The organism is Variovorax sp. OAS795, from assembly GCF_040546685.1.
Taxonomy (GTDB): domain Bacteria; phylum Pseudomonadota; class Gammaproteobacteria; order Burkholderiales; family Burkholderiaceae_C; genus Variovorax.
The window spans coordinates 4681133-4706844 of the sequence record NZ_JBEPOH010000001.1 but is presented as its reverse complement, the minus strand read 5'-3'; the positions used below and the strand labels follow the sequence as shown (position 1 = coordinate 4706844).

Annotated in this window: 22 protein-coding genes and 1 pseudogene; 13 read left to right on the top strand and 10 right to left on the bottom strand. The window is 66.5% G+C overall.

The features are described from left to right. The first annotated feature begins 69 nt into the window (after positions 1-69). From ABID97_RS22715 to ABID97_RS22695, 5 genes are all read left to right on the top strand, one after another. The gene (locus ABID97_RS22715; RefSeq protein ID WP_354400926.1) at positions 70-597 is read left to right on the top strand and encodes a DNA-deoxyinosine glycosylase; all 528 of its coding nucleotides are present in this window, start codon (positions 70-72) and stop codon (positions 595-597) included. Next, on the top strand, positions 597-1379 hold the full coding sequence (locus ABID97_RS22710; protein WP_354400925.1) for a class I SAM-dependent methyltransferase: 783 nt from the start codon (positions 597-599) through the stop codon (positions 1377-1379). Before ABID97_RS22715 ends, ABID97_RS22710 begins: the two co-directional genes overlap by 1 nt. Further along, positions 1376-3172: a type IV pilus assembly ATPase TfpB gene (gene tfpB, locus ABID97_RS22705; protein WP_354400923.1), complete on the top strand. Its 1797-nt coding sequence runs from the start codon at positions 1376-1378 to the stop codon at positions 3170-3172. The genes ABID97_RS22710 and tfpB overlap by 4 nt, the downstream gene beginning before the upstream one ends. Positions 3173-3291: 119 nt before the next feature. Then, the gene (locus ABID97_RS22700; protein ID WP_354400921.1) at positions 3292-3780 is read left to right on the top strand and encodes a tripartite tricarboxylate transporter TctB family protein; all 489 of its coding nucleotides are present in this window, start codon (positions 3292-3294) and stop codon (positions 3778-3780) included. Between the two features lie 12 nt (positions 3781-3792). Further along, positions 3793-5307, top strand: coding sequence for a tripartite tricarboxylate transporter permease (locus tag ABID97_RS22695; protein ID WP_354400920.1), 1515 nt, complete (start codon positions 3793-3795; stop codon positions 5305-5307). 49 nt (positions 5308-5356) lie between these two features. Here the strand turns inward: ABID97_RS22695 and ABID97_RS22690 are convergent, their stop codons facing one another. After that, the gene (locus ABID97_RS22690; protein ID WP_354400918.1) at positions 5357-6283 is read right to left on the bottom strand and encodes a LysR family transcriptional regulator; all 927 of its coding nucleotides are present in this window, start codon (positions 6281-6283) and stop codon (positions 5357-5359) included. 98 nt (positions 6284-6381) lie between these two features. On the opposite strand from ABID97_RS22690, the gene ABID97_RS22685 reads away from it, so the two are divergent. The 4 genes from ABID97_RS22685 to ABID97_RS22670 are packed head-to-tail and all read left to right on the top strand — an operon-like array spanning position 6382 to position 10775. Next, the gene (locus ABID97_RS22685) at positions 6382-7356 is read left to right on the top strand and encodes a Bug family tripartite tricarboxylate transporter substrate binding protein (RefSeq protein WP_354400917.1); all 975 of its coding nucleotides are present in this window, start codon (positions 6382-6384) and stop codon (positions 7354-7356) included. A 12-nt stretch (positions 7357-7368) separates the two neighbouring features. Continuing rightward, positions 7369-8982 (top strand): gamma-glutamyltransferase family protein, encoded by a 1614-nt coding sequence (locus ABID97_RS22680; RefSeq protein WP_354400916.1) that lies wholly within the window; start codon positions 7369-7371, stop codon positions 8980-8982. Positions 8983-9003: 21 nt separating this feature from the next. Further along, positions 9004-9954 carry a DMT family transporter gene (locus ABID97_RS22675; protein ID WP_354400915.1) on the top strand — a complete coding sequence of 317 codons (951 nt, stop codon included), beginning with the start codon at positions 9004-9006 and terminating at the stop codon, positions 9952-9954. A gap of 26 nt (positions 9955-9980) precedes the next feature. After that, entirely contained in the window at positions 9981-10775 is a 795-nt protein-coding gene (locus tag ABID97_RS22670) for an SDR family oxidoreductase (RefSeq protein WP_354400913.1), read from the top strand. A gap of 32 nt (positions 10776-10807) precedes the next feature. On the opposite strand, the gene ABID97_RS22665 is transcribed toward ABID97_RS22670, so the two are convergent. Next, positions 10808-11716: a DMT family transporter gene (locus ABID97_RS22665; RefSeq protein WP_354400912.1), complete on the bottom strand. Its 909-nt coding sequence runs from the start codon at positions 11714-11716 to the stop codon at positions 10808-10810. A gap of 102 nt (positions 11717-11818) precedes the next feature. Here ABID97_RS22665 and ABID97_RS22660 point away from each other — a divergent pair, with 102 nt between their 5' ends. Both ABID97_RS22660 and ABID97_RS22655 read left to right on the top strand, forming a co-directional pair. Beyond that, entirely contained in the window at positions 11819-12802 is a 984-nt protein-coding gene (locus tag ABID97_RS22660) for a quinone oxidoreductase family protein (RefSeq protein ID WP_354400911.1), read from the top strand. Positions 12803-12928: 126 nt separating this feature from the next. After that, on the top strand, positions 12929-13336 hold the full coding sequence (locus ABID97_RS22655) for a response regulator (RefSeq protein WP_354400910.1): 408 nt from the start codon (positions 12929-12931) through the stop codon (positions 13334-13336). A gap of 58 nt (positions 13337-13394) precedes the next feature. On the opposite strand, the gene ABID97_RS22650 is transcribed toward ABID97_RS22655, so the two are convergent. The 4 genes and pseudogenes from ABID97_RS22650 to ABID97_RS22635 all read right to left on the bottom strand — a co-directional run bounded on the left by ABID97_RS22650 (position 13395) and on the right by ABID97_RS22635 (position 19738). Then, a complete protein-coding gene (locus ABID97_RS22650; protein ID WP_354400908.1) occupies positions 13395-15056 on the bottom strand; it encodes a Na/Pi cotransporter family protein in 1662 nt (553 codons plus the stop codon). Between the two features lie 160 nt (positions 15057-15216). Beyond that, positions 15217-15729 (bottom strand): signal peptidase II, encoded by a 513-nt coding sequence (gene lspA, locus ABID97_RS22645; RefSeq protein WP_354400906.1) that lies wholly within the window; start codon positions 15727-15729, stop codon positions 15217-15219. Next, positions 15729-18579, bottom strand: a pseudogene (gene ileS, locus ABID97_RS22640) (isoleucine--tRNA ligase). Before ileS ends, lspA begins: the two are co-directional and overlap by 1 nt. Before the next feature lie 121 nt (positions 18580-18700). Then, the gene (locus tag ABID97_RS22635; RefSeq protein ID WP_354400904.1) at positions 18701-19738 is read right to left on the bottom strand and encodes a bifunctional riboflavin kinase/FAD synthetase; all 1038 of its coding nucleotides are present in this window, start codon (positions 19736-19738) and stop codon (positions 18701-18703) included. Between the two features lie 166 nt (positions 19739-19904). Here ABID97_RS22635 and ABID97_RS22630 point away from each other — a divergent pair, with 166 nt between their 5' ends. Further along, a complete protein-coding gene (locus tag ABID97_RS22630; RefSeq protein WP_055804374.1) occupies positions 19905-20465 on the top strand; it encodes an HNH endonuclease in 561 nt (186 codons plus the stop codon). A gap of 278 nt (positions 20466-20743) precedes the next feature. Then, the gene (shkS, locus tag ABID97_RS22625; RefSeq protein WP_354400903.1) at positions 20744-22156 is read left to right on the top strand and encodes a surface-behavior sensor histidine kinase ShkS; all 1413 of its coding nucleotides are present in this window, start codon (positions 20744-20746) and stop codon (positions 22154-22156) included. Positions 22157-22328: 172 nt separating this feature from the next. On the opposite strand, the gene ABID97_RS22620 is transcribed toward shkS, so the two are convergent. From ABID97_RS22620 to ABID97_RS22605, 4 genes are all read right to left on the bottom strand, one after another. Further along, positions 22329-22931, bottom strand: coding sequence for a response regulator transcription factor (locus ABID97_RS22620; RefSeq protein WP_354400902.1), 603 nt, complete (start codon positions 22929-22931; stop codon positions 22329-22331). Between the two features lie 72 nt (positions 22932-23003). Further along, positions 23004-24332, bottom strand: coding sequence for a tryptophan--tRNA ligase (locus tag ABID97_RS22615; RefSeq protein WP_354400901.1), 1329 nt, complete (start codon positions 24330-24332; stop codon positions 23004-23006). 12 nt (positions 24333-24344) lie between these two features. Then, positions 24345-25016, bottom strand: a complete 672-nt coding sequence (locus tag ABID97_RS22610) for a site-2 protease family protein (protein WP_354400900.1) — start codon at positions 25014-25016, stop codon at positions 24345-24347. Positions 25017-25060: 44 nt separating this feature from the next. Next, complete coding sequence (locus tag ABID97_RS22605) at positions 25061-25696, bottom strand: L-threonylcarbamoyladenylate synthase (protein ID WP_145745539.1); 636 nt, start codon at positions 25694-25696, stop codon at positions 25061-25063. Between the last annotated feature and the right edge of the window lie 16 nt (positions 25697-25712).

The following is a 25712-nucleotide window of genomic DNA, read 5'->3' as shown; positions in this document are numbered from 1 at the left end:
TTCCGCACAAGACCCGCTTCGGCGGGTTTTTTCATGGGCGGCCGGACAGTGCCAAGATAGAGCGCAATCATGAAACCACCCGCCGCATCCGACGCAGCCAGCCAGGTGCTCACGGGCCTTGCGCCCGTCGTCTCGCCCGCGACCGTGGTACTGATCCTCGGCAGCTTCCCGGGCGTGCGCTCGCTCGCGCTGCAGCAGTACTATGCGCATCCGCAAAACCAGTTCTGGAAAATCTTGCAAGCCGCCTGGCCCCACCACCCGCTCCCGATGGGCGCGGACAGCTACCCCCAAAAGAAGCAGTGGCTGCTCGACCGCGGCCTGGGCGTGTGGGATGTGTATGCCGCCTGCGAGCGCGAAGGCAGCCTCGATTCCGCCATCCGCGCGCCGGTGGCCAACGACATCGCGGGACTGCACCTGCCACGGCTCGCCGCCATCGCGCACAACGGCGGCGAGAGCTTCAAGCATGCGCGCCACACGCGCACCCTGGGCGTGCCGGTCTACCAGCTGCCTTCCACCAGCCCCGCCAACGCGTCGTGGAGCTTCGAGCGCAAGCTCGCGGCCTGGCGCGAGGTCTTTGTCGCCCACCACCTTCTTTGATGGCCTCGAGCAAAACCCCCGTCCTTCCCGAAGTCAATTTTTCCGACTGGGGCGACATCCGCTACCTGCACCTGGGCACCGAATGGGTCCAGGGCTCCATGAAGCTCGATGCGCCGTTCGAGATCGAACTCGAATACGTGCAGCGCATGATGGCCTGGCTGCTGTTCGCCGATCCCAAGAGCGTGGCGAGCCGCCATGCGATGCAGCTCGGCCTCGGCGCCGCCACGCTCACCAAGTTCTGCCGCAAGACGCTGCGCATGCGCACCACGGCGGTGGAGCTGAATCCGCAGGTGGTGTCGGCCTGCCGCGGCTGGTTCAAGCTGCCGGCCGACGACCCGAAGCTTCGGGTGGTGATTGCCGACGCCGCGCTCGAGATCCGCAAGCCCGAATGGCGCGGAACGGTCGATGCCCTGCAGGTCGATCTGTATGACCACGAAGCCGCTGCGCCGGTGCTCGACAGCGAAGACTTCTATGCCGGTTGCCGCGCGTTGCTGACCGAAGACGGCTGCATGACCGTCAACCTCTTCGGCCGCTCGTCGAGCTACGAGCGCAGCCTGGAGAAGATCGCCAGTGCGTTCGGGGCCGATGCGGTCTGGGCCTTCAAGCCGACGCGCGAAGGCAACACGGTGGTGCTGGCGCAGCGCACGGCGAGCCGGCCAAAGCGCGAAGCCCTTGCCGAGCGCGGCCAAACGATCCAGACTCGATGGGGCCTGCCCGCGCCGAAATGGCTGCGCGTCTTCAAACCGCTGAATCCCACACTCACCCGACCCTCCGGCCCATGAGCGCTGTCCCCGCCGTTTCCGCCCCCGCCCCGCTGGCCGCGCGCCATGAAGGCCCGCTCGACCTCAGGCGCCTGATCGAATGGCTCGCCACCGATGGCGTGATTTCCCCGGTGGAAGCCAAGCGCACCATCGCGCGCTGCGCCCAGGCCCAGAGCCGGCAGGCGCCGCTGGTGCGGCTCGCCAATGTCGCGATGACGCGCGAAAGCGATGGCAAGCCGCTCGATCTCGAAATGCTCACGCAGTGGCTCGCCGTGCGTGCGGGGCTGACCTACCTGCGCATCGATCCGCTCAAGGTCGACGTGGGCAAGGTGGCCGACACCATGAGCGCGGCCTATGCCGAGCGCCACAAGGTGCTGCCGGTGCAGGTGCTGCCCACCGAGGTGGTGGTGGCCACGGCCGAGCCCTTCCTCACCGACTGGATCGCCGAAGTGGAGCGCCAGTCGCGCCGCACTGTGCGCCGCGTGGTGGCCAACCCGGCCGACATCCAGCGCTACACGGCCGAATTCTTCGCGCTTGCCAAGTCGGTGCGCGCCGCGCAGAAGGCCGGCGGCAACACCGGCGGCGCGAGCTTCGAGCAGCTGGTGGAGCTGGGCAAGAGCACCAAGCAGCTCGACGCCAACGACCAGAGCGTGGTGCAGGTGGTCGACTGGCTGTGGCAATACGCCTTCGACCAGCGCGCAAGCGACATCCACCTGGAGCCGCGCCGCGAGCAGGGCGTGATCCGCTTTCGCATCGACGGCATCCTGCATCCCGCCTACCAGATGCCCATGGGCGTGATGAACGCGATGGTCTCGCGCATCAAGCTGCTGGGCCGGATGGACGTGGTCGAGAAGCGCCGTCCGCTCGATGGCCGCATCAAGACCCGCAACATGCGCGGCGACGAGGTCGAGATGCGCCTGTCGACCTTGCCGACCGCGTTCGGCGAGAAGATGGTGATGCGGATCTTCGACCCCGACACGGCCGTGAAGGACCTCGATGCGCTCGGCTTCGCGCAGCACGATGCGCACCGCTGGGAGCAGCTCGTCACGCGACCCAACGGCATCATCCTGGTCACCGGGCCCACCGGCTCGGGCAAGACCACCACGCTGTATTCCACGCTCAAGCGCGTGGCCACCGAAGAAGTCAACGTGAGCACGGTCGAAGACCCGATCGAGATGATCGAGCCTTCGTTCAACCAGACGCAGGTGCAGCCGCAGCTCGACTTCGGCTTCACGGAAGGCCTGCGCGCGCTGATGCGGCAGGACCCGGACATCATCATGGTCGGCGAAATCCGCGACCTTGCCACGGCCGAAATGGCGGTGCAGGCAGCGCTCACCGGCCACCTGGTGTTCAGCACGCTGCACACCAACGACGCGCCGAGCGCCATCACGCGCCTGATGGAACTGGGCGTGCCTTCCTACCTCATCAACGCCGTGATGCTCGGCGTGCTTGCCCAGCGGCTGGTGCGCACGCTGTGCCCCAACTGCAAGCAGCCCGACGACACGGTCACGCGCGAAAAGCTCGAGGCCATCGTCAAGCCATGGCAGATCACCGGCTCGGTGCGCGCCTACAAGCCCGTGGGCTGCGTCGACTGCCGCATGACCGGCTACATGGGACGCATGGGCCTGTACGAGCTCCTGAGCATCAGCGAGGACTTCAAGGCCCAGGTCAACAAGGAGCCCAACCTCGCGGGGCTGCGCCGGCAAGCGGTGATCGACGGCATGCGGCCGCTGCGCCTGGCGGGCGCCTTGCGCGTGGCCGAGGGCGTCACCACCATCGAGGAAGTGCTGAGCGCCACACCCCCGCTCGAGTGAGCGCGCACCGGATGCGTGCTGGGGGTTATCCCTAGCCTTTCGGTTAGTGGAATCCACATCGGGCTGACCACCAGCTGACTCGACAATCTCGCATCGAAATCTGTTCGAGGAGACTGTTCGTGAAAATCAAGAGTCAGAAAGACTTTTTCTCGGGCCTGATGTTTACGGTCGTAGGTACGGCGTTCGCATGGGGCGCCACCACCTACAGCGTAGGCACCGGCGCCCGCATGGGGCCGGGCTACTTCCCGTTGATGCTGGGCATCCTGATGGCCCTCATCGGCCTGGGGATCATGTTCAGCGGCCTGACCGTCGAAACCGCCGACGGCGAGAAGATCGGCAAGTGGGCCTGGAAGCAGGTGGTGTTCATCCTGGGCGCCAACCTCGCATTCGGCATCCTGCTCGGCGGCCTGCCGAGCATCGGCGTGCCGGCCATGGGAATGATCATCGCGATCTACGCGCTCGTGATCATCTCCAGCCTCGCGGGCCACGAGTTCAAGCTGCAGAGCGTGCTGATCCTGGCCACCGTGCTGGCCATCGGCAGCTATGTGGCCTTCATCTGGGCGCTCAAGCTGCAGATCCAGGTCTGGCCGACCTTCATCACCGGTTGAGAAAGCGCGCAAATGGAACTGTTTGAACACCTCTCGATGGGTTTTGGCGTTGCCTTTACCTTCACCAACCTGCTGTACTGCCTGGCAGGCTGCATCCTGGGCACGCTGATCGGCGTGCTGCCGGGCATCGGGCCGGTCGCGACCATCGCGATGCTGCTGCCCGCCACGTATGCACTGCCGCCGGTGTCGGCGCTGATCATGCTGGCCGGCATCTACTACGGCGCGCAGTACGGCGGGTCGACCACTGCGATCCTGGTCAACCTGCCGGGCGAATCATCGTCGGTGGTGACCGTGATCGACGGCTACCAGATGGCGCGCAAGGGCCGCGCGGGCCCGGCGCTCGCCGCGGCAGGCCTGGGTTCGTTCTTCGCGGGCTGCGTGGGCACGCTGATCCTGGCGGCCTTCGCGCCGCCGCTGACCGAGCTGGCCTTCAAGTTCGGCCCGGCCGAGTATTTCTCGCTGATGATCCTGGGCCTGATCGGCGCCGTGGTGCTGGCCTCGGGCTCGCTGCTCAAGGCCATCGGCATGATCGTGCTGGGCCTGCTGATGGGCCTGGTCGGCACCGACGTGAATTCCGGCGTGGCGCGCTACAGCTTCGACATTCCGGAACTCACCGATGGCATCGGCTTCGTTGCCATTGCCATGGGCGTGTTCGGCTACGGTGAAATCATTGCCAACCTCTCGCGTCCCGACGACGAGCGCGAAGTGTTCACGGCCAAGGTCTCGGGCCTGTTCCCGACCAAGGAAGACTTCAAGCGCATGGTCCCCGCGGTGCTGCGCGGCACGGCGCTGGGTTCGGCGCTCGGCATCCTGCCCGGCGGTGGCGCGCTGCTGGCGGCCTTCGCGGCCTACACCATCGAGAAGAAGACCAAGCTGCACCCGGGCGAAGTGCCCTTCGGCAAGGGCAACATCCGCGGCGTGGCGGCTCCCGAATCGGCCAACAACGCCGGTGCGCAGACCTCCTTCATCCCGCTGCTGACGCTGGGCATTCCGCCCAACGCCGTGATGGCGCTGATGGTCGGCGCAATGACCATCCACAACATCCAGCCGGGCCCGCAGGTGATGACCAGCAACCCCGAGCTGTTCTGGGGCCTGATCGCCTCGATGTGGCTGGGCAATGCGATGCTGATCATCTTGAACCTGCCGCTGATCGGCATGTGGATCAAGCTGCTCTCGGTGCCCTACAAGTTCCTGTTCCCGGCCATCGTGCTGTTCTGCGCCATTGGCGTGTACTCGACCAACAACAACACCTTCGACATCTGGATGGTGGGCATCTTCGGCCTGGTGGGCTACAGCTTCTTCAAGCTGGGTTGCGAGCCTGCGCCGCTGCTGCTGGGCTTCATCCTCGGGCCGATGATGGAAGAGAACCTGCGCCGTTCGCTGCTGCTGTCGCGCGGCGACTGGAGCGTGTTCGTCACGCGTCCGATCTCCGCCAGCCTCTTGGCCGCCGCGGCGCTGCTGCTGGTGATCGTGCTGCTGCCGGCCGTCAAGTCGAAGCGCGAGGAAGCCTTCGTCGAAGTCGACTGAGCCTCGCTGACCGATGCTGAGAACGGCGCCTTCGGGCGCCGTTTCTTTTTCATGGCCTGGCCGGTTTCGGCGGACTCATGTGCTGCCTGGCCATGGCGAGAAAAGCCATCGCCGCCGGGCTCAGGGGATGCTTGGCCAGCCGGATGGCGACGACCGGGTACTCGAGGACCGGCCGCGTCACGCCCACCGCGCGCAGGTTGCCCGGCATCAGCACCTCGACATAGCGCGGCAGCAGCGCCACGCCCGCGCCCGCCTGGATGAGCCCGAACGCGGTCGACAGCATGGACACGTGGTGCACGACCCGGGGATAGATGTTGGCCACGCTCGAGAGCTGGCGGCTCACGGCCCGCCACACGTTGGCGTCCGGGTTCACATGGATGAAGGGCAGCGATTCCAGGTGCTTGGCATCGACCACCACGCGCTGCGCCAGCGGATGGTCGTCGCGCACGAACAGCGCCATGCGTTCGGAAAAGAGAGGCTCGGTGGCCAGTTCGGAATGCTTCTGGCCAATGTCGGAGCCGAAGCCCAGGTCCGCCTCCTGCGAGAGGATGCGCGAGATCATTTGCTCCGCCGTGCTGTCGAGCAGCGTGGTGGCGAGCGTGGGGTGCTCGCGCGAAAAGCGGGCGAGCATCGGCGGAAGCAGGGCACCCGCTGTGAGATGGCCCACCGCGAGCACCACGCGGCCTTCGCGCAACTGCGATTGCGAGCGGCAGGCGTCGACAGACTCATCGATGAGCCGCAGCGCGCGCACGGCGGTCTCGACCATCACCTGGCCGGCACTCGTGAGGCGGATGCGGCGGCCCCGCACCACCAGCGGCTGGCCGAGTTCTTCTTCCATGCGCTTGACCAGGTGGCTGATGGCCGGCTGCGTGAGTTGCAAGGCTTCCGCCGCGAGCGTGAAGCTGCCCGATTCGGCGACGGCTGCCAGCGCCCGCAACTGCTGCAGCGAGATATCTTCCGTGGGCGACCTTGCCATAAACAACGCTCATAGTTGAATAAGCCCGATTATCTGGCTTGATGCACCACGGCTGCATAGCATGCAAGGTTTCTCCACACGGCCAGACTCCAAGCACCATGAAACGAATCCGGTTCCTTCAGGGCGTTGCCGTTGCGCTTTGCATGGCTGCATCGACGGCCAGCCTGGCCCAGGGCTACCCCAACAAGCCTGTGCGGCTCATCGTGCCGTTCCCGGCGGCGGGCGCGACCGACCTCTTTGCCCGCACACTGGGGCAGAAGATGAGCGAGAAGCTCGGCACCACGCTGGTCATCGACAACAAGCCGGGCGCCGGCGGTGCCATCGGATCCGACCTGGCCGCCAAGGCGCCGCCCGACGGCTACACGCTGCTGCTGGCCACCACCAGCACGCATTCGATCGGCCCGGCCATCACCAGCAAGCTGCCCTACGACACGGTGCGCGATTTCTCGCCCATCGCGCATGTGGGCGATGCGCCCAGCATCATGCTGGTGCCGGTCGACTCGCCCGCCAGGACCGTGCGCGAATGGATCGCCTACGCCCAGAAGAACCCGGGCAGGCTCAACTATGCCTCCAGCGGCAACGGCACCATCGTGCAGCTCACCGCCGAGCTCTTCAAGGCGCAGGCCGGCGTGTTCGTGACGCACATTCCCTACAAGGGCACGGCGTTGGCCATTCCCGACCTGATCAGCGGCAAGGTCGACGTGCTGTTCGACTCGCTGCCCACCGGCATGCCGCACGTGCGCGACGGACGCTTGCGCGCGCTCGGCGTCACCTCGCTGAAGCGCAGCCCGCTCGCACCCGAATTGCCTCCGATCGCGGACACGCTGCCGGGTTACGAATCGAACACCTGGTTCGGCTTCTACGGGCCGAAGGGACTGCCGGCGGACATCGTGGCGCGTGTCAACAAGGCCGCGAACGAAGCGCTGGCCGACCCCGAAGTGAAGGAAAAGCTTTCGCGCCTGGGCATCGAACCTGCGGCCCCGGGCACGCCCGAGCAGTTCGCGAAGATGGTGGCCGCCGACGCCGCCAAATGGAAAAAAATCGTGGTCGAGCGCAAGATCACCAACGACTGACGAGACGCACCAATGAACTTCGATTTCAGCAACCCCTACCTTTCCACCCGCATCCCGATCTTTGCGCGCAACGTGGTGTCGACCTCGCACCCGCTCGCCTCGCAGGCGGGCTTGCGCATGCTGCAGCAGGGCGGCAATGCCGTCGACGCGGCCATTGCCACCGCTGCCGTCATGACGCTGGTCGAGCCGGTCAGCAACGGCCTGGGCAGCGATGCGTTCTGCATCCTCTGGGACGGCAAGGAGCTGCACGGCCTCAACGCCTCCGGTCCCGCGCCCAGGGCGTGGACGCCCGAGTACTTCAAGGCCAAGTACGGCGCCGATGCGACCACGCCGCCGATGCGAGGCATCGACTCCGTCACCGTGCCCGGCGCGGTGCGCGCCTGGGGGGCGCTCTCCGATCGGTTCGGCAAGCTGCCTTTCGCCGACCTGCTGGCGCCGGCCATCGACATCGCCGAGCGCGGCTACCTGGTGCCGCCCGTGGTGCAGCAAAAATGGGCGGCCGCCACGCCGGTGCTCGAATCCGTGGCGGGCTTCGCGCAGGCCTTCATGCCCTGGGGCCGCGCGCCGGAGGTGGGCGAACTGTTCCGCTTCACGGCCGCGGCACGCGCGCTCAAGGCCATTGCCCGCACCAAGGGCGAGGCCTACTACAACGGCGAGATCGCCGAAGCGCTGGCCAGGTTCTCGAAGGAGCAGGGCGGCGCCCTCACCGTGGCCGACCTCTCGGCCTACCAGCCCGAATGGGTCAAGCCCATCTCGCGCGATTACCGCGGCCACACGCTGCACGAGATCCCGCCCAACGGACAGGGCATCGCGGCGCTGATCGCGCTCGGCATCCTCGAGAAGTTCGACATTGCTTCGCTGCCGGTCGACTCGGTCGCTTCGCAGCACCTGCAGATCGAGGCCATGAAGCTCGCCTTTGCCGACGTGTACCGCTACGTCTCGGAGCCATCGTCGATGACGGTGACCCCCGCGCAAATGCTCGATGACGCCTACCTCGCATCGCGTGCGAGACTCATCGACGTGAAAAAGGCACAGGACTTCAAGGCCGGCAACCCCGTGAAGGGCGGCACCATCTACCTCACGGCCGCCGACGAGAGCGGCATGATGGTGAGCTTCATCCAGAGCAACTACATGGGCTTCGGCTCAGGCTGCGTGGAACCCGAGTTCGGCATCAGCCTGCAGAACCGCGGACACGGGTTCAGCCTCCAGGCCGAGAGCCCGAACGTCGTGGCGCCGGGCAAGCGTCCGTTCCACACCATCATCCCGGCCTTCCTCACCAAGGACGGCCAACCGGTGATGAGCTTCGGCGTGATGGGCGGCAACATGCAGCCGCAGGGCCACATGCAGACGCTGGTGCGCATGCTCGACTACAAGCAGAACCCGCAGGCCGCCTGCGATGCGCCGCGCTGGCGCTTCAACGCGGGGCTCGAGATCAACGTCGAGGCCGCGATGAACCCGAACACGGTGCAGGGGCTGCGCGCGCTGGGCCACCAGCTCGACGTGATCGACGACTCCTACCAGGACTTCGGCGCCGGCCAGTTCATCTGGCGCGCGGGCGATCCGTCGGTGGAAGGCTACCTCGCGGCCAGCGATCCGCGCCGCGATGGCGTGGCCGCGGGCTTCTGACGCACGCGTGATGATCGAGGGATGACCAAGTCCGCCGTACAGACCGGCATTCCCTTTTCCGCAGGCGGCGCAAAAAAGAGCATCGGGGCCGGCCTCGTGCTGGCTTCGCTGGGTGCGATCGCATTCAGCGGCAAGGCGATCATCGTCAAGCTGGCCTACCGCTATGGCGTGGACGCGATCACGCTCATCATGCTGCGCATGCTGTTCGCGCTGCCGCTGTTCGCGGTCATGGCATGGTGGGCCGGGCGCGGCAAGCCCGCGCTCACCTTGCGCGACTGGCTCGGCGTGATCGGGCTCGGCTTCTCGGGCTACTACCTTGCGAGCTTTCTCGACTTTGCGGGGCTCGCCTACATCTCGGCCAGCTTCGAGCGGCTGATCCTCTATCTCAACCCCACGCTGGTGCTGCTGTTCGGCTGGCTCATGTACCGGCGGCGCGCCACGCGGCCGCAGGTGCTGGGCATGATCGTGAGCTATGCCGGCGTGCTGCTGGTGTTCGGGCACGAGCTGTGGATCGGCGGCGGCGGCAAGGGCGGCGGCGCGGCGGCCTGGGGTGCGTTCCTGGTGTTCCTGAGCGCGGTGAGCTACGCGGGCTACCTCGTCTACAGCGGCGAGTTCGTCAAGCGCCTCGGGTCGCTCAGGCTCGTGGGGCTGGCCACCACCGTCGCCTGCGTGCTGTGCATCCTGCAGTTCGTGCTGGCGCGGCCGATGAGCGCGGCGCTGCAGGTGGCGCCCGAAGTCATCTGGCTGTCGGTGCTCAATGCCACGCTGTGCACGGCGGTGCCTGTCCTGATGGTCATGATGGCCATCGAGCGCATCGGCCCCGCCATGGCGGCGCAAACCGGCATGATCGGGCCGCTGTCGACCATTCTCATGGGCGTGGTCATTCTCGGCGAGCCGTTCACCGCGTGGATTGCGGCCGGCACGGTGCTCGTGATTGCGGGCATCTTCGTTTTCACACGCACGGGGCGCTAGCGCCCCGGCGAATCAGGAGCAGGAACATGGATCTGGGCATCGCAGGCAAGACCGCGCTGGTGTGCGGCGCGAGCAAGGGACTCGGCTACGGCTGCGCCGAGGCGCTGGTGCGCGAAGGCGTGAACGTGGTGATCGTGGCGCGCGGCGCCGAGGCGCTCGACGCAGCGGCTGCCCGGCTGGCGGCGGCGGCAGCCGGTTCGCCGGCGCCTTTCGTCAAGCACGTGGCGGCCGACATCACCACCGAGGCCGGCCGCGCCGCGGTGTTCGCGCTGGGCCATGACTTCGACATCGTCGTGACCAATGCCGGCGGGCCGCCGCCCGGCGATTTCCGCAACTGGGACCGGGAGGCCTGGATCAAGGCCGTCGACGCCAACATGCTGACGCCCATCGAGCTCATCAAGGCCACGGTGGACGGCATGGCCAGGCGGGGTTTCGGGCGCATCGTCAACATCACCTCGAGCTCGGTCAAATCGCCGATCGACATCCTCGGGCTTTCCAACGGCGCGCGCAGCGGCCTCACCGGCTTCGTGGCCGGCGTGGCGCGCACGCCCATCGCGGCGCAGGGCGTGACCATCAACAACCTGCTGCCCGGATCGTTCGACACCGACCGCCTCAAGGGCACGATGGCCGGCGCGGCCCAGAAGACAGGCCAGGATTTCGACACCGTGTGGGAAGCCCGGAAGAAGAACATTCCCGCCCGGCGCTTCGGCACGCCGGCCGAGTTCGGCGCCATCTGCGCCTTCCTGTGCAGCATGCAGGCCGGCTACATGACCGGGCAAAACGTGCTCGCCGACGGCGGCGCCTACCCGGGCACTTACTGAGCTCGCCCAGCCGTCGCCCGGGCGTTGTCGAATCAGCGCCGCGACGACACCACGATGCCGCCCACGATCAGCGCGAAGGCCGCGCCGTGGTACCAGTGCGGCGGCTCGCGCAAAAAGGCCGCGGACAGCAGCGCGGCGAACAGCGGCGTGAGGTTCATGAAGAAGCTCGCGGCCTGCGGTCCCGCACGCTGGACGCCGCTGCCCCAGCACCGGTAGGCCAGCACCGCGGGTCCGATGCCGATGAAGGCCAGCGCCGCGAAGAGCGGCCAACCGGGCACCAGATAGGCATCGGTCAGCGTCCATTCCCCGGCCGCGAACACGCCCGACCACGCAAGGCCGAAGACCATCTGCGCCATCAGGAAAGCGGCCCAGTCCTGCCGCACGGCCTGGGGCTCCCGCGTGCGCGCCAGTGTCCAGCTGTAGAAGGCCCACGCGATGGTGCCCAGGATCATGTACAGGTCGCCCGGCACCAGCTGCAACCCGAGCAGTTGGCGCCATTCCCCGCGGCACAGCACCAGCAGCACGCCCAGCATCGAGAGCAGCGAGCCGGCGATCTCGCGCGCGCCGATGCGGGCGCCGAAGAAGATGGCGCCGGTCGCGAGCATCCACAGCGGCACGCTGGAGCCCACCAGCGTGACATTGATGGGCGTGGAGGTCTGCAGCGCCAGGTACTGGAACGCGTTGTAGGAGCCAATGCCGAGCAGCCCCAGCAAGGCGTAGCGTTTCCAGTGCGCCCACATGGGGCTCGCCGGGCGCAGCACCGCCCACGCGAGCGGCAGCAGCAGCGCGAAGGCGATGACCCAGCGCACGAAGTTGAGCGTGAGCGGCGACACCAGCTCGCGCACCAGGCGGCCGACCACCGCGTTGCCGGCCCAGAGCAGCGGCGGCACGGTGAGAAGGAAGACGGTGGAAAGCGTGAGGCGCTGCGGCGGTGTCTGCATGGCTGACGACTCTACCGGGCATTGCCCTTGGCCGCCGCGGCAGGGCCAAACGTGGCAGGATGCGCATCTCTTTTTTCCGCCTGCCTGGAGACTGCACAGATGATGAGCAAAGCCGTCCGAATCGACCGCCACGGCGGTCCCGAAGAACTCAAGATCGTCGACGTGGAAGTCGGCGAGCCCGGGCCGGGCGAGATCCGCATCCGCCACAAGGCCGTGGGCCTGAACTTCATCGACACCTACCAGCGCAGCGGGCTCTATCCGTTCCAGATGCCGCTTCAATTGGGCATGGAAGCCTCGGGCGTGGTCGAGGCCGTGGGCGAGGGCGTGGCGCATCTCAAGGCCGGCGACCGCGCAGCCTATGCGAGCCAGCCGCCCGGCGCCTACAGCGAGTTGCGCGTGATGCCCGCCAAGACCGTGTGCAAGCTGCCCGACGCGATCTCCTTCGAGACCGGCGCGGCCATGATGCTCAAGGGCTTGACCACCCAGTACCTGCTGAAGAAGACGCTGCCGGCGGAAGGCCTGCAGCCAGGCGACTTCATCCTGTTCCACGCGGCGGCAGGCGGTGTCGGATTGATCGCCTGCCAATGGGCCAAGGCATTGGGCCTGCAGCTGATCGGCACCGCGGGCAGCGACGCCAAGTGCAAGCTCGCGCTCCAATATGGCGCCGCGCACGCCATCAACTACAGCACCGAGAACTTCACGGCCCGCGTGAAGGAGATCACCGGCGGCAAGGGCGTGAAGGCGGTGTACGACTCGGTGGGCAAGGACACCTGGGAAGGCTCGATCGAGTGCCTGCGCCCGTTCGGCCTGCTGGCGGTGTTCGGCAACGGCTCGGGCCCGGTGCCGCCGATCAGCCTGGGCACGCTGGCATCCAAGGGCTCGCTCTATGTGACGCGGCCCACGCTGTTCACGCACATCGCCACGCGCGAAAGCACCCAGGCCATGGCCGACGACCTGTTTGCCGTGGTGCAGAGCGGTGCCGTGAAAATACCGATCGACCAGCGCTATGCACTGGCCGACGTGCAACAGGCGCACCGGGACCTGGAAGCGCGCAAGACCACCGGCTGCACCATCCTCACGCTCTGACGCGAGGGCAGGGCGGCCGCGCCGCAGGCCGCGGGCCAGCCTTGTCCTACCCGTGCTGGGGTGTCATGCCTTCGTATCGCCTGAGACGTACTTTGTAGCCTTCGACAAAGCCCGGGAGGCCAGCCCATGGACACTGTCAGAACCTTCATCGTCGAGGACAACCCGACCATCCGCGACGCCCTTGCCGGCACCTTGCGCGAAGTCGCCCGGGTCGACCCCGTGGGGCAGGCGGACTCCGAGCGCGAAGGCATTCGCTGGCTGACCGGCAACCTGTCGCAGTGGGACCTTGCCGTGGTCGACCTGTTCCTGCGGGACGGCACCGGCTTCAGCGTGCTCGAAGCCTGCCGCAACCGCGAGCCCACGCAGAAGATGGTGGTGCTCAGCAACCACCTGACGCCCGAGACGCGCCGCAAATGCATGCAGCTGGGCGCCGATGCGGTGTTCGACAAGGCCACCGAGATCGACGACCTGATCGACTTCTGCCTGCGCCGCCGGCAGGAGCAGTTCATGGCCTCGATGCCCGCAGCCCTCTGACGCCCGCCGCACAGCCGGGGGTGGCTTGCCCCTGGCCGCCGATCCGGATCGGCGCGGGTCAGCCTTCGATCTTGCCCAGGCGCGATTCGCGCAGCCGGCTCGGCGCCAGCGCCCCTGCGGACTCCAGGATCGGGTAGGCGATGGAGCAGATGTGCGAGTTGATGCGCTTCAGGTCGCTGATCAGGTCGATGTGCAGCGAACTGGTCTCGATGCTCAGCGTCGTGCGGTCGGAGAGCCGGTCGAGGTGGGTGGTGGCATAGGCCCGCTCGAGATCGCGGAAGCGGGCCTTCTCCTGCAGCAGCTTCTGCGCGTCGCGCACATTACCGTTGAGGAAGACGCTCATGCTGAGCCGCAGGTTGGCCACCAGCCGGCCATGCAGCTCGACGATCTCGGCCATGCCAGCTTCCGAGAAATTGCGCTGCGGCTTGATCTTCTTGTCTTCGATGTCGATGATCACGCGCTCGATGATGTCGCCGATCTGCTCCATGTTGATTGTGAAGCTGATGATGTCGGTCCAGCGCCGGCTTTCTTCCTCCCCGAGTGCTTCGCGCGAGATGCGCGTCATGTAGTACTTGATGGCCGAATAGAGCTCGTCCACCGTGTCGTCGAGCTGCCGCAGCTCCTGCGACAGGCGCAGATCGTTGTGGCGGATCACGTCGAGCGTGCCGATGAGCATCGTCTCCACGATGTCCGCCTGGTGCAGGGCCTCGCGCGCCGCATTCGAAATGGCGAGCGAAGGCGTTGAGAGCGCGGAGGGATCGAGATGGTGCGGCCGCATGGACGTGGCGGGCTGCTGCGGCACCGGCAGCATCCGGGTGACCAGGGCCGCGACCCATTGCGTGAGGCCGATGAAGCCCAGGCTGATGACCACGTTGAACGCCAGGTGGAACAGCACCACGCCGTGCGTCGCATTCGGCACGTGCGGCTGCACGTAGCGCAGCCAGAGCCCGACGAAGGGCGTGACGATGGCCACGCCCAGCGCCTTGAACAGCAGGTTGCCCACCGTGACCTGCCGCACCGACACGGCCGACTTGGCCGTGGTGAGCACCGCGAGCAGGCCGCTGCCGAGGTTGGCGCCCAGCACCAGTCCGAGCGCGACGTCCAGCGGCACCACATTGGAGCTGGCCATGGCCGCCACCAGCAGCACGACGGCCAGGCTCGAGTACGCCACGATGGCGAGGGCCGCGCCGATGGTGATCTCGAGCAGCACGTCGCTGTTGAGCGAGGCCAGCAGCGCGCGCACGGCCGGCGCGGAGAACAGCGGTTCCGTGGCCTCCACCACCAGCTGCAGCGCCAGCAGCATCAGGCCCAGGCCGATGAGCACCCGGCCCACCCGCCCGGCCACGCTGGCCGAGCGCGAGATGAACAGCACCACGCCGACGAAGATGAACATGGGCGAAAGCCACGACAGGTCGGCGGAGAACAGCACCGAGATCAGCGCCGTGCCCACGTCGGCCCCCCGCATCACCGCCAGCGCCGCCGGCAGCGTGACCAGCCCCTGCCCCACGAAGGAGGAAGTCATCAGCGAGGTGGCGGTGCTCGATTGCACCAGCGCCGTGACGCCGATGCCCGACAGGGCGGCCGTGAAGCGGTTGCGCATGCTCTGCACCAGGATCTTGCGCAGGTTGGCGCCGAACACGCGCAGCACGCCCGTGCGCACGAGGTGCGTGCCCCACACCAGCAATGCAACGGCGGCCAGCAGGTTCAGGAGATGCTTCATGGGGGGCGGTTTCTGTCCTTTTCGTTTGGGTTCGTTTTCGACCCCATTTTCCACATGTATGGGCTCAACGATCAAACACCGTTGTCATGGAACGGAAAAGGGCGAGCCGGCGCCCGCGCGCCGAGCCCCCGTGGGCTTGCGGAAGTTCCGGCTTCCGGCTCTATTTTCCCCGGCGGACCCGCCGGATCTCGTCGAGGATCAGGCAGATCGCGCCCAGCGTGATCGCGCTGTCGGCCGCATTGAACGCCGGGAAATACCAGTTGCCGGCATGGAAGCTCAGGAAGTCGACCACGTAGCCGTGCATCATCCGGTCGATGACGTTGCCGATGGCACCGCCCAGGATGCAGGCCATCGAGAACGAGAACAGCTTCTGCCCCGCGTGCGACTTCAGCATCCAGACGATGAAGATCGCGGCCGCCACGCCGATGGCCGTGAAGAACCAGCGCTGCCATCCCGAATGGTCGGCCAGGAACGAGAACGCCGCGCCCGTGTTGTGCGCGCGGACCACGTTGAAGAAGCTCGTCACGTAGGTGGCGTCGCCGAGCTTGTAGTAGCCCAGGATCAGCGTCTTGGTGAACTGGTCGATGATCAGGATGATCGCGGCCAGCCCGAGCCAGGGCCAGATGCTCCCGCTGCGCGAACGCGAGGCCGACATGGTGCGTGCGCCCGCCATCACGCAAAGCTCCGGGGCTCGCCGGCGCCGAACAGGTTGCTCGTGCAACGGCCGCAGATCGTCGGATGCGCCGCGTCGTGGCCCACGTCGCTGCGGTAGTGCCAGCAGCGATCGCATTTCTGCGACGTGCTGGGCGTCACCACGGTGGACAAGGCCTCGGCCGCGGCCAGCTCGACGGCCGAAGCAATGAAGACGAACTTCAGGTCATCGCCCAGCGACCCCAGCAGCGCGAAGTCGTCGGCCGGTGCGCTGAGCTGCAGATTGGCCTGCAGCGACGAGCCCACCTTGCCTTCTGCGCGCACCGCCTCGATCTCCTTGTTCACCACGTCGCGGATCTCGCGGATGCGGCCCCACTTGGCGAGCAGCGCTTCGTCGGGTGCGGCGAACTGGCTGTAGGTCTCTGCGAAGATCGACTCGCCCGGCTCGCCTGTGCTGACGAACTTCCACGCCTCTTCGGCGGTGAAGCTCAGGAACGGCGCCATCCAGCGCAGCATGGCTTGCGAGATGTGCCAGAGCGCGGTCTGCGCACTGCGGCGCGCGAGCGAGCCCGGTGCGGTGGTGTAGAGCCGGTCCTTCAGGATGTCGAGGTAGAAGCCGCCCAGGTCTTCGGAGCAGTAGATCTGCAGCTTGGCGACGACCGGATGGAACTCGTACACCTTGTAGTGCGCGAGGATCTCGGCCTGGAACTGCGAAGCGCGCGCGAGCGCGTATCGGTCGATCTCGAACAGCTGGTCGAGCGGCACCGCGTCTTTCGCGATGTCGAAGTCGCTGGTGTTCGCGAGCAGGAAGCGCAGCGTGTTGCGGATGCGGCGGTACGAGTCCACCACCCGCGCCAGGATCTTGTCGTCGCCCGCGATGTCGCCCGAGTAGTCGCTCGCGGCCACCCAGAGGCGGATGATTTCCGCGCCCAGCTTGCTGCTGATTTCCTGCGGATCGATGCCGTTCTTGAGCGACTTGCTCATCTTGATGCCCTTGGCATCCACCGTGAAGCCGTGCGTGAGCAGGCCGCGGTAAGGCGCGCGGTCTTCGAGCGCGCAGGCGATCAGGAGCGACGAGTGGAACCAGCCGCGATGCTGATCGTGGCCCTCGAGGTACAGGTCGGCCTCCGGGCCGGCGGCGTGGTGCACGTTGGGGTGCGTACCGCGCAGCACGTGATAGAAGGTCGAGCCCGAGTCGAACCACACCTCGAGGATGTCGGTGCTCTTGGTGTAGTGCGGCGCGTCTTCGGCGCCGAGGATTTCCTCGGCCGTGACGCGGCTCCAGGCCTCGATGCCGCCCTTCTCGACGATGTCGGCGGCCTGGTCGAGGATTTCCATCGTGCGCGGATGCAGCTCGCCCGAATCCTTGTGCAGGAAAAACGGGATCGGCACGCCCCAGCTGCGCTGGCGCGAGATGCACCAGTCGGGCCGGTTGGCGATCATGTCGTGCAGCCGCGCCTTGCCGTTCTCCGGATAGAAGCTCGTCTTCTCGATGGCTTCGAGCGCGGTCTGGCGCAGCGTCTTGGGCGCCTTGTCCTTGGTGAACACGCCTTCGCCTTCGTCCATGCGGACGAACCACTGCGCCGCCGCCCGGTAGATCACCGGCGTCTTGTGGCGCCAGCAGTGCGGGTAGCGTGTGGGTGATGGTTTCGGTGGTGAGCAGGCGGTTGGCGTCGCGCAGTGCCGCGATGATGACCGGCACCGCCTTCCAGATGTTCTGCCCGCCGAAGAGCGGGAAGTCGGGCGCATAGCTGCCGTTGCCCTGCACCGGGTTCAGGATGTCGTCGTACGCCACGCCGTGCGCGATGCAGGAGTTGAAGTCGTCCACGCCGTAGGCGGGCGAGGAGTGCACGAGCCCGGTGCCGTCGGTGGCGGTGGCGTAGTCGGCCAGGTACACCGGCGACAGGCGCTTGTAGCCAGCATCGGCGTCGTACAGCGGGTGCTCGAACTCCAGGCCGCCGAGCTTCTCGCCCTTGACCGTGGCCAGCACCTTGCCGTCCAGCGCATAGCGCGTCATGCACATCTCGACCAGCGAGTTGGCGAGGATCAAGAGGCCGCGCTCGGTGTCGACCAGCGAATACTCGATCTCCGGGTTCAGGTTGATTGCCTGGTTGGCCGGGATGGTCCATGCGGTGGTGGTCCAGATCACGGCAAAGATGTCGCCGAGGATTGTGTGATCGGTCTCGAAGGCCTTGAGCACCTTCTCGCGCTCATGCGCCTTGAAGGCTACGTCCAGGGTCTGGCTCTTCTTGTCGGCGTACTCGATCTCGAACTCGGCCAGCGACGAGCCGCAGTCGAAGCACCAGTACACGGGCTTCAGGCCGCGGTAGACAAAGCCGCGCTCGATCACGCGCTTGAATGCGCGCAGCTCGCCGGCCTCGTTGGCAAAGTCCATCGTCTTGTAGGGATGGTCCCATTCGCCCAGCACGCCCAGGCGCTGGAAGTCGAGCATCTGCTGCGCGATCTGTTCCGTGGCGTAGGCACGGCTCTTGGCCTGCATCTCGTCACGGCTCAGGTTGCGGCCGTACTGCTTTTCGATGGCGTTCTCGATCGGCAGGCCGTGGCAGTCCCAGCCGGGCACGTAGAGCGCGTCGTAGCCTTCGAGCTGGCGCGCCTTGGTGATCATGTCCTTCAGGATCTTGTTCACCGCGTGGCCCATGTGGATCTGGCCATTGGCGTAGGGCGGGCCGTCGTGCAGGATGAACTTGGGCGCGCCGTGGCGGGCGTCGCGCAGGCGGTGGTAGCGGCCTTCGTCGTTCCATTCCTTCACCCAGCCCGGTTCGCGCTTGGGCAGGTCGCCGCGCATCGGGAAGGGGGTGTCGGGCAGGTTCAGCGTGGAACGGTAGTCGGTGGGGGAAGCGGCGTCAGACATGTTGGGGTGCGAAACAGAGGGGCTTCGACAGGCTCAGCCCGAACTGCATTGAGCGGTCGGTGCGGAAGAAAAGCCGTTCGCCCTGAGCTTGTCGAAGGGCGGCAGCACGGTGCGTGCAGGGCTAAATTCGATCCCGCGTCGTCTGGCGATGGGTTTCGGCGTGGGTCGATGCAAAGAACGCGCGCGCGTCGCGCCCATCCTTGGCGATGCCCGCTGTGAGGGCCTCGAGGCTGGCGTAGCGCAATTCGTCGTGCAGTTTGTGCAGGAGTTCCACGCGGACGATTTTACCGTAGGCCCCTTCGGCTCCCAGATGCGAGGGCCACTCCAGGCAATGCGTCTCCAGCAATACCCGGCCGGCGTTGACGTCGTTCGCGTCCAACGAAGGCCGCACACCGAGGTTGGCGACGCCGGGCAGCGGCTGGTCGGCCAGCCCGTGCACCAGCACCGCGAAGATGCCGCTGGCGGCCGGCTTCCAGTGCTTGAAGCGCAGGTTGAGGGTGCGGAATCCGTCGTCCTTGCCGGGCTGGGAGGCGCCCAGCGCACGGCCGAGCTTGCGGCCATGGACCACGTGGCCCGAGATCGTGTAGGGCCGGCCGAGCAGGTGCTGGGCGTCCGTCATGCGGCCTTCGGCCAGCGCATCGCGCACGGCCGAGCTGGAAACCCGCAGGCCATGGACCTCGTAGCTGTTCATGCGCGCCACGTCGAAGCCGTGCGCATCGCCCGCCGCATCGAGCATGGCGTAGTCGCCGGCCCGCCGGGCTCCAAAGCGGAAGTCGTCGCCCACCAGCACGTAGCGCGCGCCCAGGCCCTCGATCAGCACGTTCTGGATGAATTGCTCGGGGGATTGGGACGCCAGCCGGCTGTCGAACGGCAGCACGATGGTCTGTGCGACGCCGCAGGCCGCGAGTTCGGTCAATTTGTCACGCAAGGTGCCGATGCGCGCAGGCGCGAGATCGGGTTTCTTGGTGACGGCAGCAAAATAATCGCGCGGGTGCGGCTCGAAGGTGAGCACGCAGCTGGGCAGCCCGCGGTGTCGCGCCTCGGTCTGCAACAGTGCGAGCATGGCCTGGTGGCCACGGTGCACGCCGTCGAAATTGCCGATGGTGAGGGCGCAGGCCGGAGCCACGCCCGGGTGCCGGAAGCCGCGGAAAACCTGCATTGGTGAGTATCTTTTTGATAGCGCCTTGCGCCCGTCGAACGGGCGAACCAGGCCGTTTTGTCACAAAGCCGGTATATTGTGACTCAGTGCGTCGCCTGAAGTGGTCTCCGGCGCGCTCCGTGTCCCTGGTCTTTCCGTGATTCTTCCCTTTTTGAGGAGGCGTGTGGTGAAGGTCTTGAAGCTGTCGGCCCAAGGGCTGCCCCAGTCATGGATATCGCTCGAACAGGCGGTCATCCACTATGCGGCGGACGAAGTCCGCTGGGAAGTGGGCGCGCAGGTGGCCGTGTTCCGTGGCGGCCACAACGCCATCACGGGCGAGCAATCGCAGATCGCGATCAACAGCATCATCGGCACCAAGGGCGTGCCGCGCATCAACCCCTTCACCCAGCGGCCAGGGCTCACCAACAGCAAGCTCTTTGCGCGCGACCGCAATGTCTGCGCCTACTGCGGCGGGCATTTCCACGAAGACGAGCTCACGCGCGAGCACATCATTCCGTTCGCGCAAAAGGGCATCGACACCTGGATGAACGTGGTCACGGCATGCAAGCCCTGCAACCATCGCAAGAGCAGCCGCACGCCCGAGCAGGCCAACATGCCGCTCCTGTACGCGCCCTATGTGCCCAGCCTCTGGGAAGACTTCATCTTGAGGAACCGCCGCATCCTGGCGGACCAGATGGAGTTTTTGATGGCGCACCTGCCGCAGAGCTCGCGGCTTCACGATAGCTAGTGCTTGTCTCGTTGATTCATAGGCATAAGAACGGCTGCCGATCTACTGGCCGGCGCACGAGTGTGGCCGACCGGGCGGCTTGTGCCCCGCCGGGCCTCGGCCAAAGCGAAGACTTTCGTGTTCATCGCTCTGTACGCCTCGCAGCGACCCCGGGTTTGCCTCGCCCTGGCAGCGTCGAAACGGCGGCATCGGCCCGTTAAGATCGCCACCTCTTTATGCCCGCATGGAGCGGGCAGTTCCTGTCGTCAGAAAATCAATAAAAGAGGGATCAGCGCCACATGGCCAATGCGTCGATCGCGAGCACACCGGTTCCGGCTTCGGCCGACGAAGCTGAATCGTGGGTACGCGGCGAACTGATCCGCAGCCTGATGCGCTCGGCGCGAGGCTCCTACATCGTCTCGGCGGCGCTCATGCCGCTGATGGTCGGGCTGAACTGGAGCTACATCCCGCATTGGGAACTGCTCACGTGGCTGGCCGCCGGCCTCATTGCCACCGCATGCCGCGCGTGGGGCGCCCAGGTCTATGCCGTGCGCTATGCGGGCCGGAGCGCGGCCGCGCAGCAGCAGTTCACCGAACGCTACGGCTTCATCTGGAGCACCAGCGCGGTGGTCTGGGGCACGTCGGTCCTCCTGTTCTTCGAGCGCACGCCGCAGGTCAACCAGTTCATGAGCTGGCTGATCGTGGCCGGCGTGGGCACCTTTCCGCTCAACGGGCTGGCGCTGCATCCGCCACTGCTCAAGCGCTACGTCAATACGCTGTTCATCACGATGCTGGGCGCGGTGCTGATCCGGCTCTTGAGCATCAACATCGTGGAGCCGCATTTCCAGTACGGCTTCCTGATGCCCATCCTGCCCATCCTGCATTGGTTCCTGCTGCTGCGGGCGGGGCGTCACATCCACGAGACGGCGCGCAACAGTCTGGAGCTGCTGTTCCACAACCACATCCTGATCAAGTCGTTGACCCAGCAGAGGCAAGCGGCGGTCGCGGCGGTGGCGATGAAGAACCGCTTTCTCGCCAGCGCCGCGCACGACATGCGCCAGCCCGTGCTGGCACTGTCGCTCTATGCCGACTGGCTGCGCAACGAGCCCGAGCTGGTGCTGGAACTCGCGCCCAAGATCGTTCGCGCGACGCATGCCGTGAACGCGCTGTTCGATTCGATGTTCGACCTGGCGCGCATCGACTCGGGCCAGGTGCGGCTGCACATCGAGCGCGTGGACGTGGGCGAGCTGCTGCATGACCTGGAGCTGCAATACCGTCCTGTGGCCGAAAGCCGCGGCCTGGACTTCCGCGTGCACGTGACCGAAGGCAGCTTTCTCACCGATCCGATCCGCGTGCGCCGCATGATCGGCAACCTGCTGGCCAACGCCATCAAGTACACCGCCGACGGTGGCGTGCTGCTGGCCTCGCGCGGAGCGGGCGAGGACCTGCGCATCGAGGTGTGGGACACCGGCATCGGCATTGCGCCCGAGAACCTGCGCGACGTGTTCCTGGAGTTCTACAAGGTGGCCGACCATGCCGGCACGTCCGACGGCTTCGGCCTCGGCCTGGCCATCGTCGCCCGCCTCTCCCACGTGCTCGGCCACCCCGTCAGCGTGCGCTCCCGCCTCGGCAGCGGCAGCGTCTTCCGCGTCGCACTGCACGACGCCGACGAAGCCGTCGCCCAAGCCCGCGTCAGCGCCTCCGGCGGCTGACGACTCCCGCACCCATAAAAAAACCGCGCAAGAGCGCGGTTTTCAGCAGCCTCCTAACGGCCGACCTGTCCCTTCCAGAAACACCGAGGAACCGGCTTTGCCGGGCCTCTGGTGTTGCCCCCGGTAGGGGGAGGGAGGAGCGCACGAAGTGCGCGGAGCCTGGGGGCGAGCTCTAATTGTTCGAGATCAACCCATTGGTGCGCGCATAGTGCAGCGCCTGCGTGCGGCTCTTCACGCCCAGGCGGCGGAACAGGCGCCACAGGTGCACCTTCACCGTGTGCTCGCTGATCTCCAGGTCGGTGGCGATGTCGCGGTTGCTCATGCCCTTGTCGAGCATCGCGATCAACTGCGTCTGGCGCTTGGAGAGCTTGCTGTTGCTGGCCAGCGCGGGCTCGTCGGCCTCTTCGGAGCCGGCCATCAGCAGGCCGCGCAGGGCCGCGGCCAGCTCGGCGGAGCTCGCCGATTTCTCGATGTAGGTGTCGGCACCCGCTTCGATGCAGGCGTCTTCCATGTCCGCCGCCGGCGCTGCCGAATACACGGCGATCGGCACGTTGGGATACACCTGCTTGACGGCGACCACGCCGGAAACGCCGTTGGTGTCGGGCAGCTTCAGGTCCAGGCAGAAGAGGGTGGGCGCACCGCGCTGCTGGACCGAACTCGCGAGCTTGTCGAGACGCTCGAGCTCGACGATATTCTCGGCCGGCCGCAGGCGACGCAACACCATCACGATGGCGTCGCGCATCAGGGGGTGGTCGTCGATGACATAAATGCTCATGTTTTCTTCCTTAGTGATCGCACCGTCTTCTCTCGTTTTTCCTCGGCGGGTAAGCCGATGGATATGGCCGGGTCAGCTCCCGTTGGTAGGGGCCGTTGCTTCCGCCAGTGCTTCCAGCGCCTCGTTCGCGGCGCGCAATTCTTCGGGGCTCGAGGGCTCGAGCTGATCGGCCATCCCGGCCAGCGCCGCGCCGCGCTGCTGCTGCAGGGCGGCAATGGCGCGGCCGGCCTCTTGCGGCGAGGCAAAGCCGCGGCTCTGCAGCAAGGCTGCGCCCTGCGCATCGAGCAGCTTGAAATAGAACAGGCCATCGCGCTCGCGGTACTGCTTGAAGCTTGGCCTGGCCACCTTGGCCTTGCGCGCGCCGGCCTTGACGCTACCCGCCGCAAGGTTGCGCAGGCCCACCGCATGGCGCAGCTCGGCCATGAAGGGGCGCGCGAGCTTACGGGCCTTTTCGGCGCCGACGAGCAGGATGCGCTCGATCTCCGCCGGGTCGTTCATCAGCGCTTCGTAGCGCGCGCGCAGCGGCGCCACTTCGAGGTCGATGCGCTCGAACAGCATCTGCTTCGCGTCGCCCCAGCCGATGCCTTCGGCAAAGGCCTTGCGCAGCGCCTCGGTTTCGTCGGCGGTGGCAAAGGCCTGGTAGATCTGGAACAGCGCCGAGCCCTCGGTGTCCTTGGGCTCGCCGGGGGCGCGCGAGTCGGTCACGATGCTGGCGATCTGCTTTTGCAGCTGCGCGCGCGGCGCGAACATGGCGATCGTGTTGCCATAGCTCTTGCTCATCTTGCGGCCGTCCAGGCCGGGCAGCGTGGCCACAGCGTCGTCGATCTCGGCTTCGGGCAGTGTGAAGTGCTCGCCGTACTGGTGGTTGAAACGCTGCGCCATGTCGCGCGCCATTTCGATGTGCTGCACCTGGTCACGGCCCACGGGCACCTTGTGCGCGTTGAACATCAGGATGTCGGCGCCCATCAGCACCGGGTACATGAAGAGGCCGGCGGTCACGTCGGCGTCCGGGTCTTCGCCCTTGGCGATGTTCTTGTCGAGCTGCGCCTTGTAGGCGTGCGCGCGGTTGAGCACGCCCTTGCCGGTCACGCAGGTAAGAAACCAGGTGAGTTCGGGGATCTCGACGACGTCGGACTGGCGATAGAAGGTGACGCGTTCGGGGTCGAGCCCGCAGGCCAGCCAGCTCGCGGCAATCTCGAGCGTGGAGCGCTGGATCAGCGCCGGCTCCTGCACCTTGATGAGCGCGTGGTAGTCGGCCAGGAAGAAGAAACTCTCCACGCCCGGCGCGACGCTCTGCCGCACCGAATGGCGGATCGAGCCGACGTAGTTGCCGAGGTGCGGGGTGCCCGACGGCGTGATGCCGGTCAGGACGCGCAGGGGAGCGGAGGGGGAGGTAGCCATGGGAGAGTGAACTTAACCTAGCAAGGCCGTGAGCGGAGAGATGAGCAGGTTGATGACCATGTAGCCGACGTCCATCAGTGGGCGCAGCCAGAAAGTGCTGACGACGCCCGCGATCACCAGGCCCATCACGATGAAGAACCCGAAGGGCTCGATGCGTGCGAGGAAGTTCTGCGCCGGGCCGTTGGGGAGCAGCCCCGCGAGCACCCGGCCGCCGTCCAGCGGAGGCAGCGGAAATAGGTTGAAAGCCCACATGACGAGGTTCACCAGCACGCCGCCTTGCGCCATCTTGATGAAAAAGGTTTCATTCACGCCGGCCGCAATGAGTGCGACCAACACCAGCGCCCAAAAAATGGCCTGCACGAAATTCGATGCCGGCCCGGCCAGGGCCACCCAGATCATGTCGCGCTTCGGATGGCGCAGGCGGCCGAAGTTCACCGGCACCGGTTTGGCATACCCGAAGAGAAAGGCTCCAGAGGTGGCAAAGTAGAGCATCAGCGGCATCAGGATGGTCCCGATGGGATCGATGTGCTTCATGGGATTGAGCGTCACGCGGCCCATCACTTCGGCGGTGTTGTCGCCGAAATAACGCGCCACATAGCCGTGCGCCGCTTCATGCACCGTGATCGCGAAGATCACGGGCAGTGCGTAAATAAGTACGGTCTGTATCAGGTTGGAAATATCCACTGTGCAATTGTCTCAGACAGAGTTGAAGGCCCCGGTGCCGCTTGTCAGAGGCCGAGCACCGCCAGCGCGCCGCGGCCTTGCCGCACCACGACCGGATCGTCGCCCGAGCCCATGGGCGTGAGATCGACCACGGTGGTGGGTTGCGACGGGCAGGCGCCCGCGTCGATGACGGCGCCGATCTGTTTCTCGAAGCGCTCGCGGATGGTCTGCGCGTCGTTCAGCGCCTCCGTTTCTCCGGGCGCGATCAGCGTGGTGGCCAGCAGCGGCGCGCCGTGCAGCATCAGCAGTTCGAGCAGCACCTTGTGGTCGGGCACGCGCAGGCCGATGGTCTTGCGCTGCGGATGGCTCACGCGCCGCGGCACCTCCTTGGTGGCTTCGAGCAGGAAGGTGTAGGGCCCCGGTGTCGCGGCCTTCAGCAGCCGGTACTGCTTGTTGTCGACACGCGCGTAGTTGGCCAGTTCGCTCAGGTCGCGGCAGATCAGCGTGAGGTGGTGCTTCTCGTCGACCTGGCGGATGCGCCGCAACTGGTCGACGGCGTCCTTGTCGTCCAGGTGGCAGGCCAGCGCGTAGCTCGAATCGGTGGGCACGGCCACGATCTCGCCGCGCTGCAGCAGCGCCGCGGCCTGCTTCAGCAAGCGTTGCTGGGGGTTCTCGGGATGGACTTCGAAGTACTGGGCCATGAGGAAAAAAACTCCT

What these genes read in the sequence shown, in the direction of transcription:
- ABID97_RS22605 (WP_145745539.1), bottom strand. Translation starts at nt 25,696, where the DNA reads ATGGCCCAGTACTTCGAAGTCCATCCCGAGAACCCCCAGCAACGCTTG.
- tfpB (WP_354400923.1), top strand. Translation starts at nt 1,376, where the DNA reads ATGAGCGCTGTCCCCGCCGTTTCCGCCCCCGCCCCGCTGGCCGCGCGC.
- ABID97_RS22710 (WP_354400925.1), top strand. Translation starts at nt 597, where the DNA reads ATGGCCTCGAGCAAAACCCCCGTCCTTCCCGAAGTCAATTTTTCCGAC.
- shkS (WP_354400903.1), top strand. Translation starts at nt 20,744, where the DNA reads ATGGCCAATGCGTCGATCGCGAGCACACCGGTTCCGGCTTCGGCCGAC.
- lspA (WP_354400906.1), bottom strand. Translation starts at nt 15,729, where the DNA reads ATGGCGGGCGCACGCACCATGTCGGCCTCGCGTTCGCGCAGCGGGAGC.
- ABID97_RS22660 (WP_354400911.1), top strand. Translation starts at nt 11,819, where the DNA reads ATGAGCAAAGCCGTCCGAATCGACCGCCACGGCGGTCCCGAAGAACTC.
- ABID97_RS22690 (WP_354400918.1), bottom strand. Translation starts at nt 6,283, where the DNA reads ATGGCAAGGTCGCCCACGGAAGATATCTCGCTGCAGCAGTTGCGGGCG.
- ABID97_RS22695 (WP_354400920.1), top strand. Translation starts at nt 3,793, where the DNA reads ATGGAACTGTTTGAACACCTCTCGATGGGTTTTGGCGTTGCCTTTACC.
- ABID97_RS22635 (WP_354400904.1), bottom strand. Translation starts at nt 19,738, where the DNA reads ATGCAGGTTTTCCGCGGCTTCCGGCACCCGGGCGTGGCTCCGGCCTGC.
- ABID97_RS22685 (WP_354400917.1), top strand. Translation starts at nt 6,382, where the DNA reads ATGAAACGAATCCGGTTCCTTCAGGGCGTTGCCGTTGCGCTTTGCATG.
- ABID97_RS22680 (WP_354400916.1), top strand. Translation starts at nt 7,369, where the DNA reads ATGAACTTCGATTTCAGCAACCCCTACCTTTCCACCCGCATCCCGATC.
- ABID97_RS22615 (WP_354400901.1), bottom strand. Translation starts at nt 24,332, where the DNA reads ATGGCTACCTCCCCCTCCGCTCCCCTGCGCGTCCTGACCGGCATCACG.
- ABID97_RS22675 (WP_354400915.1), top strand. Translation starts at nt 9,004, where the DNA reads ATGACCAAGTCCGCCGTACAGACCGGCATTCCCTTTTCCGCAGGCGGC.
- ABID97_RS22670 (WP_354400913.1), top strand. Translation starts at nt 9,981, where the DNA reads ATGGATCTGGGCATCGCAGGCAAGACCGCGCTGGTGTGCGGCGCGAGC.
- ABID97_RS22620 (WP_354400902.1), bottom strand. Translation starts at nt 22,931, where the DNA reads ATGAGCATTTATGTCATCGACGACCACCCCCTGATGCGCGACGCCATC.
- ABID97_RS22715 (WP_354400926.1), top strand. Translation starts at nt 70, where the DNA reads ATGAAACCACCCGCCGCATCCGACGCAGCCAGCCAGGTGCTCACGGGC.
- ABID97_RS22655 (WP_354400910.1), top strand. Translation starts at nt 12,929, where the DNA reads ATGGACACTGTCAGAACCTTCATCGTCGAGGACAACCCGACCATCCGC.
- ABID97_RS22665 (WP_354400912.1), bottom strand. Translation starts at nt 11,716, where the DNA reads ATGCAGACACCGCCGCAGCGCCTCACGCTTTCCACCGTCTTCCTTCTC.
- ABID97_RS22650 (WP_354400908.1), bottom strand. Translation starts at nt 15,056, where the DNA reads ATGAAGCATCTCCTGAACCTGCTGGCCGCCGTTGCATTGCTGGTGTGG.